The sequence below is a fragment of the Pseudoalteromonas sp. SG45-3 genome, assembly GCF_014164075.1.
GTDB classification, from domain to species: Bacteria; Pseudomonadota; Gammaproteobacteria; order Enterobacterales; family Alteromonadaceae; genus Pseudoalteromonas; species Pseudoalteromonas distincta.
In genome coordinates this window covers 177,609-192,506 of sequence record NZ_JACJEN010000003.1, presented here as the reverse complement: position 1 = coordinate 192,506, position 14,898 = coordinate 177,609, and the positions used below count along the sequence as shown (strand labels likewise).

Here is a 14,898-nt window from a genome sequence, read left to right as displayed (position 1 = left end):
GTTCTCTCTCTTAAAAACTATGCGTAAGGGTTAACTTGGCGTTAATTGGCAACTCAGGAAAAGCTAAAGTTGCACCAAAGTAACCGCCTTCAAATACTGGGCGCCAGTTTTTTTGATTCGTCACGTTGTTCACATCTAATCGTAACTTGGTATTAGGCGTAAAAGCATAGCTAGTATTTACGTTTAGGGTGTACTGATCACGAATTTTTACTGTCGCCAAAAAGTCTAATGGGTAACTCTTTGTATATAGACCTGAAAAACCCGTTTGCCATTTCGAATTAATTGAATAATTTCCGTTAAAGCTGAAAGATTGCTCAGGGATGCCCTGAACTTGGCGGTTTGAAGGTGCAAACGCGGTAAAGCTAGGTGCGCCAACACTGGTACCTGCAATAATATCTGGACGTGAGTTGTCAAATGCATCTGCTACTTGCGCTGAATCTTGGCTACTTGCAGAATTATCGTAGCGAGCGTCAATATAGCTGTAGCCGGCACTTAACCAATAAGGGTAAGCATCATAGAATACTTGGCTTTCAAAGCCGGTAGTACGAATGCCGGTATTACTACCATCGCGATTACGTAAACTACGACGTTGGCTAAACACTGCACCATCGGCGTACCAATCACTGTCGGTTGGTGCGTATTTTAAACCGAATTCAACTAAGGTATTTTCGGTTGAAAAGTTTTGCGCGCTAATCGTGTTGTCACCACCAAGAGACGTGCCGCCAGCCATGCTATTTGATGTGGCTTCGTTGTAACTTGCTGCACCATAAGTGGTGTAATCACCATTTAATCGGTAATTAAAGCTTACTTGCCCCGAATGTAGCTTATCGTTAATGCTATCGCTCGCTGCAATTTCACCCTCTGGTGCTATTGGGTCGTGCGCGTCTACGTCATAAAAATCAATGCGGTAGCCAACACTTGTATGAAACTTATCTGTCCAATCTGAATCTTGCTGAATAGCAAAACCCGTTTGCCATGAGCGCGAATCGGTAGTGTCTGATAAGTTAAAGTCGCCGCTGCCATCGTTATTAATATCGTACTGACCACCAGGGGATACAAATACACCTGGGCTAATTTCAATTAAACGCGCTTGTTGTGAATCAGTTAAAGGAATGCGGCGATTTGAAATTGGGCCAGTTAAATCAATAGGTAGGTCGGCTTCTGTTGTAAATTGGCTGTAGCCTAGCACGCGGTTGTAACGCACATCAAAAGCAAAAATTGTTTGCTGTTCGTTGCTCCATTGGTAAGTCAGTTCGGTACGGTTCTGCGCGGTATCGGCACCATCTATAATTTCAACAAAGCTATTTTGTGCAATTTCTTCGCGTTGTAAGTGCTGAAAATACGTAATGTTTTTTATTGATGCGTTGTTTGAAAGTTCACGCTTATAAATACTGTGTAGTAAATAAGTAGTGGCTTCGTTTTGATTGTCAGGGTCGGTAAGTACTGTACTACGGTCTATTTTTACTTGCCCAGTAGGTGAAACAATAGAACCTGCCGCTGGAACTGTACTGCCATTTACTTGCACGCCTTGGCCGGTAATATAAAGGCCATTATCTATTAGCGCTTGAGTAGGGCGGTTAATACCTGCGTTATCGGTAAATTCAACTTGGTATAACTCAAAGTTAATATCCCAGCTGCTCTTGTCATCAGGTAACACCCTAAGTGCTGCAAATAGGCTGTCGCTTTTCGTGCCCGAAAAGTCGTAGTAACTGCCGTTATCAATGTGTTCAGCGCTTACTCTAAAGCCTACTTTGTCTTTTACTATAGGTGCACTGTAATCAACTAAAACACTGTACTGATCCCATCGTCCTGCAGATACCGTTGCTTTGCCTTTACTGTCGTCAGTTGATGCTTTTTTAGAATGTAAGTTTACAAAACCACCGTTGCGTTGGCTTGAACCAAATAATACCGGTGGCGCGCCTTTTACTACATCTATTTGTTCTACAGAGTTGAACGATAACGGCACACCGAAGCCATTATTACCTGCTTGGCGGCGTGTACCATCTTGGAAAAGCTCACCTAGTTGCCCACGAATAGTAGGTAAACTAGGTGCTCCAAAACCACTGGCTGAATAGGTATTAGGACTTACTGCAAGTACATCTTGTAAAGTCGTAATATTGAGTTGTTCTATTAACTCGCTTGAAATTGGTGTTACTGAACGGGCTATATCTTGTAGAGCTAAGTTGTCGCCAAAAGGGCCGTCTACAGTGGCATTTTTAACCGAAAGACCTTGAGATTTAATAACTTGGCCTGCCACCTCAATACGCTCAATTGCGCCTTCTTTTGCTGTTTTTGATTCTTCGGCTGCAAAAGCATTAAGTGGTGTATTTAATATGGTGGCTAGGGAAAGTGCTAAATATGCGTGTTTCAAACGTTTTCTCTCTACGGTTAAAATGTTGTTGGCGATAAAGACCGAAAGGATTAAAAATAACTTTCAGTAAAATTTTGATTCTTTTTGTTTTTTAGAACATAACAAAACAGATGCATTATAAAGATGGTAATTAAGTAGTATTGTTTTATTAGTTGATAAAATATTAATACAGCGATTGTACTAGACTGAATGTAAATATATGCTTTTAATAGAATTTTTAATTATAGACTACTTTCAACCTGCTAACATTTTAAAAGAGTTAACTTTTATGCAGCATTTTTAAATTACTTAAATAAGCTTCACTTTTAGTACTGCATGGCTTAACTAATGAATTTAATTAAAAATTTTTGAAATAAAAAATAACTTATACGGTCTAGGTTACTTCTAAGTTTATTAATATTCATTTAAGGAAATTTTATGACAGGTTCAATGAATTCTGATGTGCAAAACCGTTTGCAGTGGTCACTTTTATCTTTGCGTTTAGGCGTGTTTATTGTAATGGTTATGTGGACATTCGATAAGTTTGTTAATCCTGGACATAGCGCACGTATTTTTGAACATTTTTACGGTATTAGTGGCTCTACAGATATAGTGGCTTACATTATTGGTGCGGTGCAGTTAGTGCTTGTTTTAGCATTTTTAGCGGGTATTAAAAAACGCATTACTTATGGTGTGATTTTTGTGATGCATGGTTTGTCTACGCTTTCATCTTACAACCAGTACATAGATGGCTTTAATAACTTATTATTCTTTACTGCATGGCCAATGTGGGCTGCGTGTTTTGCACTTTACTTACTACGCGACCAAGACGTGAAATTTACTGTAAAGTAATAAAGTACATGCAAAAAAATTGGTTATAAGCCATAAGGCTTATAACCAATAAGTACACAGGGAGTGTGTGGAAGTCGGTTTGCATGTTATGCAACTAATGCATTGCGTCGTTGTATTGCTCAGCAAGGCTCTCTTTTTGCCCTTCGGTAAGTGCTTTACCCGCTAATTGAAACACTTCGTGTTCTTCTTCACTTAAATGATGATGTACCAAATGGTGTAGCTTTTTAGCTGCAACTAACCATGCAGACGAGCTCATTTCGGTATCTTCAAGTTGTTCAATTAATTCATCAATTTCGTGATGTTCAGCTACGCTGTGGCGCGCTTTTTCATGAGTTAAGTCATCAAACATAAGTGGGTTATAAAAGTAACGTTCTTCAAATTTTGCGTGTTGTTCTAGTTCTGTTTTTAGCTCGTCCATTAGCGTGTGGCGCTGCTCTGTTTCGCCGTGCGTTTGAATAAGCGCATCTACTAATTCTCGTTGTTTGTCATGATCGTGACGTAGTGCTTCAAAAATATTCATAACTAATCCTTTTACAATTTATTTGCTTATATCACTAATGTGCAAACTAAATGCCAAATATTAAGTTGATGTATTTTATTGCTTTTATTTTGATTTTTTATTTTTATGCTCATATCACTGTAAATTTTACAGTGATATGAATGCAATAATTTCAGGATTTTACATAGTTCAATTATAAAGGGAGTATAAATCCCTACAGAACCTTACAAATATTTACTGGTTGTTGATTTTATTGCAGTGATAAAGTAGCAACATTATTTAGGTACAACCTATATGTATTACTCCCACATATAATACATATAGGTATAAATGCAGGTAGCACGTTAACTGAATAGGATAGTTTAAGGATGAACATAAAAAGCCCCGTCGCCGCATTATTGCTGTGCGCTTTACTGAGTGCATGTAGTACAGCCCCGCGTTCTGACCCTAACTTATGCATTGAAGAGGCTGAAATGGTTGATCGAAATGGCGCTCAAACAAGCTCACAGGTTTACAATCAATGCATTAGCGCACAAATTAAAAAGGATGAAAAAAATAACACTTTTTTTGATGCCATCGGTACGTTCTTTTTTGAATTTTTTGTAATGGTGGTAGAAAAGTAAATAGGCTAACTTGCAACTGTAATTTAAAGTAAATAAGTTGCGTAAAAATAGGATTAGTTATGAAGCAATTATTGATAGCAATTCCACTTTTTTTATTACTAAGCGCTTGTGCGGCAAAGCCTTACGCAGGCTCGGCAAAATGTATGGAACAAGCAGATATTGCATACGAAACCGATACACTTAAAAATGAGACATTAGATAATGAATGCAAAGCTGCAAAAGTAAATACGCCTAATAAAGAGCTTGAGAATCATGGCTTGGTTGATAGAAGCCTTTTACAGCTAATCGTTAGCTTTTTAAATGGCGTATTTTAATAGTAAAAATATAATTAAATAAGGTATGTATGAGGGAAGAACTAAGAGCAAAAATAATTACCGTGTGCGATAAAAAAATAGCAGTTAAAGGCGAAAATGTAGGGCTTTCTTTTTATGCATTTTTTGCTAATAAAAACGACGACCCAGAGCTACTTATGGAAGCTGCTACTTGGTGGATACACACCCATAAATTAGATCATTTTGTAAAAGCACATAAAATTAAACAGATGGTTACAGATGGACTTTAGTCAATTAACTGAGCAAGTACTTCTAGCTGTGTTTATTTAATCAACAACGACTTGGTTTCTTCCGTTTTCTTTTGCTTTATAAAGTAATTTATCTGCATGCTTAATAAGAACATCTAGTGTGCTTTTTAAAGGGTTACTTACAGAGGCTCCAACACTAAAAGTGATTTTTGTATCACAAGGAAGGTCTTTTATATTACTACAATGCTCGGTAAACCTAGTGGCTAGCTGGTCAAATATATCTCGAATAGCTAGTTCGTCAACCGAATTTAGTGCAAACAACCATTCTTCGCCGCCGTAGCGGCCAAACTGATGATCACCACTTAGTGTTTCTCTTGCAGCTTTTGCAAAGGCAATAAGAACTAAATCGCCAACATCGTGACCAAAATGGTCGTTAACTTTTTTAAAGTAGTCTAAGTCAACAATTGCTATAGTCATTTTACCTTCATCAAGCTTTGCTTCTGCTGCGCGCATTATTCCTCTTCGATTAGGGCAATTTGTTAGGTAATCTGTTAATGAAATATCGTGATACTTTTGACGTTGTCGAGCTTGTCGATAAAATAAAAATAATGAAACAATCACTAAAATAAACGCAATAGCAGCGCTAAGTCGCCAAATTATTTTTTGATGATATTCTTCTTTAGCTTGTAGCTCACTAATATCTTTTGCGTACTCTAGTTGCTGTATTTTTTCTTCTTTTTCTTTTACTTCAAACTGTATCTGTAGTGTTTTTATATTATTTTCACTGGTAGCTTCGTAGTGTTTTTTTGTATAAAGGAGCTTTTGTTCAATTGCTTCAAAAGCCTCGTCAGTGTAGTTAAGGCGTCGCTTTAGCTCATAGCGTTTACTTAAAAAATCGGCTTTATAAATACTGCGGCTGAATTTATCTAATTTTAAAAACACCTCATCGTTTGCTTCATTTGCTTGATCAATTAAATCTAGTTTTATATATATGTCAGCTAACAAAATGAGCGATGCGAGTTGCATATCATAAACACCTGCAGAACGAGCAAGCTCAATGTTTTCTTTAGTTAAAGTTAAAGCTTTATCGTAGTTTGCTTGTAAGTACTCAATGCTGGCAATTGAGTATTGGGCAAAGGTTAAGCCTTTTTGCATATTAACTTTTTTGAAATAGAGCAATGCTTTGTCTAGGTATATTAAGGCATCTTTAGGTTTCTTTATCTCGAGCAATATATTGCCTAAACTCCAATATGCTTTTGCAGTAAAAAGCCCATCTTGTGTTTGCTCATATGCTGCAACCGCTTTTTTTGCATAATATATGGCTTTGTCTTTTTCGTTTAGATAATTATATGCATCGGCTATTTTTCTAAAAAAGTATCCCTGAGATGCTGAGTCGTCATCTTTTAATGCTAATTCTAACCCCTCTAGTGCAACATTTAGGGTCTTTTTCAATGCATCAGTATCGGTGTAATAGTAAGCAAGTGCTCGTAAAATAATAATTTTTTCTTTAGATGAATGCTGTTGCAAGCTCTCTTCTAATTTTGTGGCTAGCGTGTGTGCTGGAGCTGGGTTTGCATCCCTCGCTAGAGACTTGAGTTGTGATTCGAGAAATAATAAATACACACTTTTTTGGTTTGGTAACTCTTTGTTCTTTAAGTAATAGGATAAGTGAGTATTTAACGCTGTGTATTTTTCTTGTCTAAAAAGTAACTCCGCATACAAAGCGGCCGCTTCTAGATGAAGCTTTTCCCAATTTTGATCTTTGCTTATTTTAAACGCTTGAGTGAGTTTGTCTCCATTTTGAAGATAGTCTAATTCATTTAGTTTTATGTTATTGATGAGAGTTTGAGTCGTGTCAAAGTCTAGCGCATGTGAAGTTGCATTTAATGAATCGCCGTTAGCAGAGGCAAGTTTACTAAAAAGTAAAAATAAAAGGAGAACAATATACTTTGCCCATAAAGTATTACCTAAAATCTTTATTTGTGTATTGTTAGCCATGTTAATCCTTTGCTGATTTATTTTTATTATTGAAATACTTATTCACAGTGCTTAATAAACTTGGGTTTGAACAGTTTTTTTTACACTTCTCATTGAAAAAATAAGACCACAAACGATATCAATTTAATTAATAAAAACAAACACATTATATAATATAGTCGCTGTAGTTATGTGTTTTATTAAAAATCAGCGGCTACTTCAAACTCTAATCGTTTAAGCGTAATAGGGTGAGTAAATGCTAAGTATTCTGCATGTAAATGTAATCGTTCGGCTTTTTGCCCGTAATGTGTGTCGCCTATAATTGGCATGTTTAAACCTAAGCTGTGCGCACAATGCACTCTTAATTGATGAGTTCGCCCTGTTTTAGGGTATAACTGTAATCGGGTAATATTGTTGTTACGCTCTAAAACCTGCCAGGTAGTAAGTGATGGCTTACCGTGTGTGTAACACACCATTTGGCGCGGTTTATCATCAAAGTCGAGCACTAAGGGTAAATCAATTACTCCGCTATCCTCAGCTACGTTACCATTAACTAATGCGACATAACGTTTATCTATGGTGCGTTCAATAAACTGCTTTTGCAGTGCTTTGTGCACGCGTTTATTAAGCGCAATCATCAATAACCCAGAAGTCGACATATCTAATCTGTGTACAATTAGTGGCCCTGATGCCTCTGGAAACTGCGTTTTGATTCGCATATAAACTGAGTCATCAATATTAACGCCAGGTACCGATAAAAACTCAGCGGGCTTATTTACCACAAGTAAGTCGTCATCTTTATAAACAATACTTAAATCTTTACCCTGAGCTGGGTTGATAAGTAGCGGGTTATCTTCAACATCTAAACCCTTTAGCATATGCCCAAGTATTGGTTGGCATTTACTGTAACAAGAAGGGTAGTAATTCTTATGCTGCCTAATTGCTGATTTAGGTGCTGCTCCCCACCAAAACTCTGCCATAGCAAGTGGCTTTAAGTCATGTTTATAGGCGTATTGTAATAATTTAGGCGCTGCACAATCGCCAGCACCCGAAGGAGGAGTGTGCTCAGGTAATGCTGCAAAAATAGCATTTAAGTCTGTAGTTTCACCATTTGCATTTAAAAATTGGTACTGTGCAAATAGCTTTTTTTGTAAGCTTTTAGAAAGCGTTTTACGGCGTTTTTTTAAATGAGCAATTTCATCAGAAATATTGATGTGTGTTTGCTGCAGTGACTCGATTATATTTTGCCAATAGGCTTTAAGTGCCAGCAGTTGCTTTTTTTCTACGATGCTTTGCCCTGCAAGCTTATTTTTTAACTGCTCAAAATCACTTTCGCTAAGTTCTAATTCACCTTCAGTACGTTGTATTTTTCGTTGCTGACGACCGGCTTGCATTACTGCCTGTTGAGCTAATAGCGCTTGCTGGTAGCTCTGTGTTGCATCATCAAGTTTGTTATTAACTTCAAGTAGTTGTTCGCTATTTTCTAACTGCTCAATTTGAGCATTAATATCGTTAATTATTTTACTTTGAGCCAAATAGGTATCATCTTGAAGTTGCATGCTAGAAACAGGCGGCACAAAACTAATATTGCCTTTATCACCTTCAATTTGTCCCGAATAAGCACTTAAAAAGCCTAATTGTTGCTTAGCATTTTGCACCACTAAAACCCCAAACATTTTACCTGCATTTTCTGCTTTTAAATGCGTTAACGTTTCAAGTTGTTGCTGTAATTGTTTAGTGGCTGCTACAGCTAATGGTTGCGGCTCGTAATAAAAAGGGAAAGTAAACTTTTCAGGAAGCGCGAGAGCATCAATATTTTGAGAAAATAATGTAAAGCAAGAAGCAGAATTTGACATAGAAGTAAGAGAAAAGCATTCAGTAAAATAATTGAGCGCATAATAACATATTCATAGTTAAGCCACTAAAAATCTCGCACCCGCATATTCATAAACACTTTAAAGCGGACATTCATGTTTTATGTATCAGTATGGGGTCGCAGCAAGCATAGGCGTTTGTTAGTAAAGTCTCAGTAGTAATATATTTATCATTATCAAAATATTTAAGCTTATCGATTCTCAATAATTGAGCGCATTTCGAAACGATGACTTACCTGATAGATCAGAGACGAAAAATCAATTTACAGAATAACTGAATATTTAGGAGTTCTATATTATGAGTCAAAATATCGCAAGTTTTATTACTAAAACCCTCGAACAAGCAGGCGTAAAACGTATTTGGGGAGTAACTGGCGATTCACTTAACGGCATTAGTGAAAGTCTGCGAAAAATGGGAACAATTGAATGGTTAGGAACGCGACATGAAGAAGTTGCCGCATTTGCAGCTGGTGGCGAAGCCCATTTATCAGGCGAGCTTGCGGTGTGTGCGGGTTCTTGTGGGCCGGGTAACCTTCATTTAATTAATGGCTTATTTGATTGTCAGCGTAATAATGTACCAGTATTAGCAATTGCCGCACATATTCCTTCATCTGAAATTGGTAGTAGTTATTTTCAAGAAACCCATCCGCAAGAATTATTTAAAGAATGCAGTGTGTATTGTGAAATGGTGTCGAGCCCTGAGCAAATGCCGTACCTGCTAGAAACAGCAATGCGACAAGCAATATTAAATAAAGGCGTGAGTGTACTTGTGCTACCTGGCGACATAGCATTAAAAGATATGCCTAAAGCTATTAAGCCAAAATGGAACGTGCCAAAACCAGCAACTTATACCCCCGCTTTATCTGATATTGAAGCAATGGCGACTCATCTTAATAAAAGTAAAAAAGTAACCTTGTTGTGCGGCGCTGGTTGTAAGGATGCCCACGACGAAATTGTTGCGCTAGCCGAAAAATTACAAGCACCGATAGTGCATGCTATGCGTGGTAAAGAATTTATTGAGTACGATAACCCTTACGATGTTGGTATGACCGGATTTATTGGTTTTGCGTCGGGCTATCATGCAATGCAAGAAGCCGATACGTTACTTATGATTGGTACTAGTTTTCCTTATCGTGCTTTTTATCCTGAAAATACCACCATATTGCAAATTGATAATCAGGCTGCGTCACTCGGGCGACACGTGCAAATTGACTGTGGCGTATTAGGCGATACAAAAAATTCAGTGACCACACTGCTTGATTATATTAAAGGTGAGCGGACAAGTTCGCACTTAGAAAAAAGTGTTAAAAACTACAAAGAGTCTCGACAAGATCTCGATGAACTAGCCAGTGGCAAAACCTCGCAAAATTTAATTCACCCGCAATACCTAACGCGTTTACTAAACGAGCAAGCGGCTGACGATGCTGTTTTTACTTGTGATGTAGGTACGCCAACAGTGTGGGCTGCGCGTTATTTATCAATGAATGGTAAGCGTCGCTTAATTGGCTCGTTTAATCATGGCTCTATGGCAAATGCGATGTCGCAGGCAATGGGGGTTCAATCTGTAGATAGAGACCGCCAAGTCATTGCAATGTGTGGTGATGGTGGCTTTTCGATGTTAATGGGGGATTTAATCTCGCTTAGACAGCTTAATTTACCAATCAAAATTGTTGTATATAATAATCGCTCACTTAGTTTTGTGGCTATGGAAATGAAAGCCAGTGGGTTTTTATCAAGCGATACCGATTTAGAAAACCCAAGTTTTGCTAACATTGCACAGGCCTGCGGCTTAAAAGGGATTCATGTGGATGACCCTGAAAAATTACCATCGGCAATGAACGAGATGATGAACCACTCAGGACCTGTTGTTTTAGAAGTCGATACTGCAAAACAAGAGCTTTCAATGCCGCCGAAAATCAAATTAGAGCAAGCAAAAGGCTTTAGTGTTTACATGATGAAAGCGCTGATAAACGGCAAAGGAAACGAGATTGTAGAGCTTGCTAAAACTAACTGGTCACGCTAAATGAGTTACTTCCCTATTGAGTACTTTTGCTCAATAGGGAAGTGCCAAGTAATAATCCTCACTATCATCTTTTATTATTAATAAGCTAAGGCCGCTGTTTGTAAGTGATTGAACCGAAATAGAAAATAATATATGGTTTATCATTAAATTAATAAAAACACGCATAAAATACCTCTACTCATAGAGGGAACGGAGCAATAATGAAATGGAAATCGGTTTTACTGTCGCTGGCTGTTTTATGGCTTATTCAAGCTCAGCAAAGCAGTTTACGCACCAGTGAATACGCAAATATCTAGCCTATTGCAAGTAAATTCAACGCAGTTAGCGCTGAAAATAGCTGCTTGAGATAGATTTATTATCCAGAGTTTAGGTTATTTAGAAAGCGCTGAACTGTTTTTACGTTGGAATCACTATGAGGTTTTTGAGTTTGACTCAAGTGCAATGTAATGAGCTAAAACATTTAGCATTGGCCTCAATTGCTACTTGGTAGTTGTTTTTAGTTTAATGTTTTACTCGCTTTACTCAATTAAAGTAAAGCGAGCGCTCAGTATCAGTTACAAACTCTTTTTAGGCGGTAGGGCTACGTTTGCAAATATTAGCCCTGCAACAAGCGACATAAATATTAAAAACGTTTGCTGGCCTATATGCTCTGCGTATATAAAGTCTTGGCCTTCAATGAGTGAGTTTAAGCCAATATAGGTTTTGCTACCTGGTACTAATACAATTAAGCCTTGCATGGCCACAATAGAAGCCGGCGCATTAGCAACACGGTTAAACAAGTTACTAAATATACCTACCGATAAAGCACCCACAAACGTACCTAACGTGTAATCAAGGTACATAGCCGAGCCAATACTGGTGCCATACGCTATAAAGCCTGATGCAATAGACCAAACAGCGTGCTTAAGTTTGGTTCTAAAAATAACTATTAAGCTGCTACAAAGTAAAAATATGGCGAGCCATGCTGTCCACTTTGGTAATGGTTCAGGTTGTACAAAGTCAGCTTGCCCAAAGAGTGCAAAGCCAATGCCTATGCCAATAAAACCGCCAAAATAGAGTTTAAATAACAGCATAAACGAGTCCATGACTCTTGCTGTACCCGACACTAAATGCCGCGCTGCAAGCTCTGCTAAGCCAAGCGCAAGTGCTAAACCTGGTATAAATACAATAATGGCCGAAAGTACCACCAAGCGTATGTTTATTTCAGGTGTTATATACACGCTTACTGCACAGGCAAGTATTGCCGATATTATGGCTACCAATGGCTCAAGCATATGGGCTACGCGTTTTGAGCGTCCCGACCAAAGCACAAACAAATAAACAACTAAAGTAAGAAGCGATGACCAAATAACATCAGTCCAGCTAGTACCCATTAACATTGCAAACGCACCACCAGAAGTTGCAAACGCAACGCCCGTAACAAGTTTATTGTATGGGTTTGGCATGTCGTAGATAGCATCTAGCTGGGCGTCAACTTCTTGTAAAGTTAGCTTGTCGTCAAGCATTTGGTTTACAAGATCGTCGGTGTCGGCAAGTGAGCCTAAATCGTGATCGCCAGGGTCTACACGCGCAACATGGGTGTACTCGTCTTCGTGGCCATCAGTCCAAATAACAAACGTTACCGAAGTTGGCGACATAACAAACGACGATTTAAGTCCTAAATATGTAGCCACTTCCATTAGGTGGGCTTCTAGGCGGTAAGCAGGCGTACCATACTTGTGAAGCATTTTACCCAATTTAACGATAAATTTGCGTTTTTCTGTAAAGGTTGCAGTTTTCAAATCTTTTTGGACCAAATATTGCGATAACTAAGCTAAAAATATAGACAATACAGCTAAAACTGCCCACGTTTGATGGGCGCGATTTTAAACACTAATTGGTGTGTGTCTAGTCATTTTTAATCTAATTTTTTATTTTTTTCAGCTATCCATTGCGACATGTATTGAGTGCTGCGCATTGTATGATGTTTGAGCATTTGGCCTGTAAAGTTTTTTTCGCGATGAGCCTCTAAATCGCTACTTATTGAATCGATTTTTTTAATTAACACCGTACTCAATTGTGCTTTATCGTAAAGCGTATTAAGGAGCGTGTTGCCATCTTGCTGCGCTTGTTCAAAGTCACTTTGATTGGTGTACATTTCAACAGCAGCATTGGCAAAATCGTCGGCGGTGTTGGCTATTTTACCAGGCCATGGTAAATCGTTATGCATGCCCTCTGCACCAATATAGGTGGTAACGCTGGGTGTTTGCATAATCATGGCTTCAAGTAATTTACCTTTAATGCCTGCACCAAAACGAAGTGGTGCTAAACATACGCGTGCGCTTTGCATTACATCAAACGCATTATCGGCCCAGCCTTTTATTAAAAACCCTGTTTTAGGGTTATTTAGTGCCGTGGCTTTTGGTGGTGGGTAGGAGCCATAAATATGTAGTTCTGCTTTTGGGAGTTGCTTGCGAATAAGTGGCCATATTTTTTGCAAATAAAGTACAGCATCCCAGTTTGGTGCGTGTCTAAAGTTACCTATGGTCATAAAGTGCTGGCGCTGCTCAAACGTTTTTGTACTTGTAGGCAGTGAGCTTAAATCGACCATAAATGGTAAATGGTGTAATAAGCTTGGCTCTATTTTAAATACGCTGTTTAGCAGGCTCATTTCATAACTTGAAATAATTAAGCTTAGGTCGCAGCGTAAAATAGCGGCAATTTCTCGTTTTGCTATGTCTGAGTGTAAATCGCTGGTTGTAAACTCGCGCTCACCTTTAAACGCTTCGTGGCGTGCATTACGTAGGCATTGTAAATCTTCGGTATCTAATATTTTAATGGCATTTGGGCAATGTTTATCGACGCGCCAGCCAAATTGTTCTTCCATCATAAAGCGGTCAAACATGACTATATCTGGGTTATAGGCTTTAACGTATTCGTCAAAGCTATCGCAGTTTAGTGCAATGCTTTGGCTGGTTATACCAAAGTCGTCAAGGTTTACCATGTGGTCGGTGCGCTGCGCGGGCGTTGCAAATTCAACGTCCCAGTTTTGCGCTCTAAATGCATTTAATAACGACATCATGTGCGTTCCCGCAGCAGACGAATTTGGCTCTGGCCATACGTAGCCAATTACCAGCACTTTTTTCATTGGCTAGAATCTCTAATTTGTAAGTTTACATTTACCAGTGTTTTTACTGGCGGGACTGTATTTTGTAGTAGCTCTTGGAGTATTAAAAGGCACCGCTTAGCTATATCAGTTGTACTAATAGCCACGGTGGTTAAGTGATTATTTATAACCGCGCTATTAGGAATGTGGTGGCAACTCACTACTTTAATACAGTGATTAGTTAATGAGTTAATAGCGGCAATAACACCTTGAGCAATAATATCGTTTGCACACACCACTGCGTTTAATGTGGGGTTGTGTTTATATGCTTCTATAAATGCATTTTTAGCGCTAAGGGCTGTGTTTACTGCGCAGTCAATGGGTGCTAATGGTGTAATGCTGTGCTGCGCGCATGCGGTATTAAAGCCACTTTGCAGTGCTTGTGAATCACTTAAAGTAAGTTCACTGCTTATAAATGCTATGTTTGTCACGCCTTGTGCGAGTAAATGCATACTGGCTACGTGGCTGGCTTTTTTATAGTCGGGTAATACACACGGAGCTGCGCTAAAGGGCACTTCACTCATTAAGGTAATTACTTTGTGTTGCGCGCTGAGCGCATCAAGCCATTTGGGGCAAGTATTAGCAACGGGGCAAATAATAAATGCAGCCGCGTTGTATTCTTTTAAGTTTTTAACTGCGTTTGCTTGTAGCTCAAGGCTATTATTACTGCTTACAATCATGGCTTGTAAGCCATTGTCGTTTAACAAAAGTTCTAAGCTGGTAGCAAGGTGTGCCATAGCTGGGTTAGTTAAATCATTTATTACTATGGCCACTAAGTTAGAGCGTTTTGAGCGCATAGCAGCGGCATCACGATTATAAACGTACCCTAGCTCATCTATCGCTTTTAGTATTTTTTGTTTACTTTTATTGCCCACTTTATCGCTTTGGGTAAGTACCAACGATACGGTTGATTTTGATACACCAGCACGCTCTGCAACATCAAAAATGGTGACTGATTTGGCTTTGTTATGCATTGTATTTTAAGTACCGCAGTGGTGAATAAATAGCGCTGTAGTTTAGCTTAATCAGCACTAT

Annotated in this window: 12 protein-coding genes; 5 read left to right on the top strand and 7 right to left on the bottom strand. The window is 38.5% G+C overall.

The window, feature by feature from the left end; translation table 11 throughout:
• Positions 1 to 10 precede the first annotated feature (10 nt).
• Positions 11 to 2,371, bottom strand: a complete 2,361-nt coding sequence (locus H5126_RS05345) for a TonB-dependent siderophore receptor (protein ID WP_182720924.1) — start codon at positions 2,369 to 2,371, stop codon at positions 11 to 13.
• A 417-nt stretch (positions 2,372 to 2,788) separates the two neighbouring features.
• On the opposite strand from H5126_RS05345, the gene H5126_RS05340 reads away from it, so the two are divergent.
• The gene (locus tag H5126_RS05340) at positions 2,789 to 3,202 is read left to right on the top strand and encodes a hypothetical protein (protein WP_096794390.1); all 414 of its coding nucleotides are present in this window, start codon (positions 2,789 to 2,791) and stop codon (positions 3,200 to 3,202) included.
• A 94-nt stretch (positions 3,203 to 3,296) separates the two neighbouring features.
• On the opposite strand, the gene H5126_RS05335 is transcribed toward H5126_RS05340, so the two are convergent.
• Positions 3,297 to 3,722 carry a hemerythrin domain-containing protein gene (locus H5126_RS05335; protein ID WP_182716821.1) on the bottom strand — a complete coding sequence of 142 codons (426 nt, stop codon included), beginning with the start codon at positions 3,720 to 3,722 and terminating at the stop codon, positions 3,297 to 3,299.
• Between the two features lie 347 nt (positions 3,723 to 4,069).
• Here H5126_RS05335 and H5126_RS05330 point away from each other — a divergent pair, with 347 nt between their 5' ends.
• The 3 genes from H5126_RS05330 to H5126_RS05320 are packed head-to-tail and all read left to right on the top strand — an operon-like array spanning position 4,070 to position 4,886.
• On the top strand, positions 4,070 to 4,324 hold the full coding sequence (locus H5126_RS05330) for a hypothetical protein (protein ID WP_076924239.1): 255 nt from the start codon (positions 4,070 to 4,072) through the stop codon (positions 4,322 to 4,324).
• Between the two features lie 59 nt (positions 4,325 to 4,383).
• On the top strand, positions 4,384 to 4,638 hold the full coding sequence (locus H5126_RS05325) for a hypothetical protein (RefSeq protein WP_096794392.1): 255 nt from the start codon (positions 4,384 to 4,386) through the stop codon (positions 4,636 to 4,638).
• A gap of 29 nt (positions 4,639 to 4,667) precedes the next feature.
• Positions 4,668 to 4,886 carry a DUF6500 family protein gene (locus tag H5126_RS05320; RefSeq protein WP_149603545.1) on the top strand — a complete coding sequence of 73 codons (219 nt, stop codon included), beginning with the start codon at positions 4,668 to 4,670 and terminating at the stop codon, positions 4,884 to 4,886.
• A 36-nt stretch (positions 4,887 to 4,922) separates the two neighbouring features.
• Here the strand turns inward: H5126_RS05320 and H5126_RS05315 are convergent, their stop codons facing one another.
• Positions 4,923 to 6,842, bottom strand: a complete 1,920-nt coding sequence (locus H5126_RS05315) for a GGDEF domain-containing protein (protein WP_182720923.1) — start codon at positions 6,840 to 6,842, stop codon at positions 4,923 to 4,925.
• A gap of 179 nt (positions 6,843 to 7,021) precedes the next feature.
• On the bottom strand, positions 7,022 to 8,677 hold the full coding sequence (locus tag H5126_RS05310) for an RluA family pseudouridine synthase (RefSeq protein ID WP_182720922.1): 1,656 nt from the start codon (positions 8,675 to 8,677) through the stop codon (positions 7,022 to 7,024).
• Between the two features lie 316 nt (positions 8,678 to 8,993).
• On the opposite strand from H5126_RS05310, the gene poxB reads away from it, so the two are divergent.
• Positions 8,994 to 10,718, top strand: coding sequence for a ubiquinone-dependent pyruvate dehydrogenase (poxB, locus tag H5126_RS05305; protein ID WP_182720921.1), 1,725 nt, complete (start codon positions 8,994 to 8,996; stop codon positions 10,716 to 10,718).
• Between the two features lie 554 nt (positions 10,719 to 11,272).
• Here the strand turns inward: poxB and H5126_RS05300 are convergent.
• From H5126_RS05300 to H5126_RS05290, 3 genes are all read right to left on the bottom strand, one after another.
• Complete coding sequence (locus H5126_RS05300) at positions 11,273 to 12,499, bottom strand: threonine/serine exporter ThrE family protein (protein ID WP_002960134.1); 1,227 nt, start codon at positions 12,497 to 12,499, stop codon at positions 11,273 to 11,275.
• A 116-nt stretch (positions 12,500 to 12,615) separates the two neighbouring features.
• Positions 12,616 to 13,845: a glycosyltransferase gene (locus H5126_RS05295; RefSeq protein ID WP_182720920.1), complete on the bottom strand. Its 1,230-nt coding sequence runs from the start codon at positions 13,843 to 13,845 to the stop codon at positions 12,616 to 12,618.
• Positions 13,842 to 14,837 carry a LacI family DNA-binding transcriptional regulator gene (locus tag H5126_RS05290; protein ID WP_182720919.1) on the bottom strand — a complete coding sequence of 332 codons (996 nt, stop codon included), beginning with the start codon at positions 14,835 to 14,837 and terminating at the stop codon, positions 13,842 to 13,844. Before H5126_RS05290 ends, H5126_RS05295 begins: the two co-directional genes overlap by 4 nt.
• Between the last annotated feature and the right edge of the window lie 61 nt (positions 14,838 to 14,898).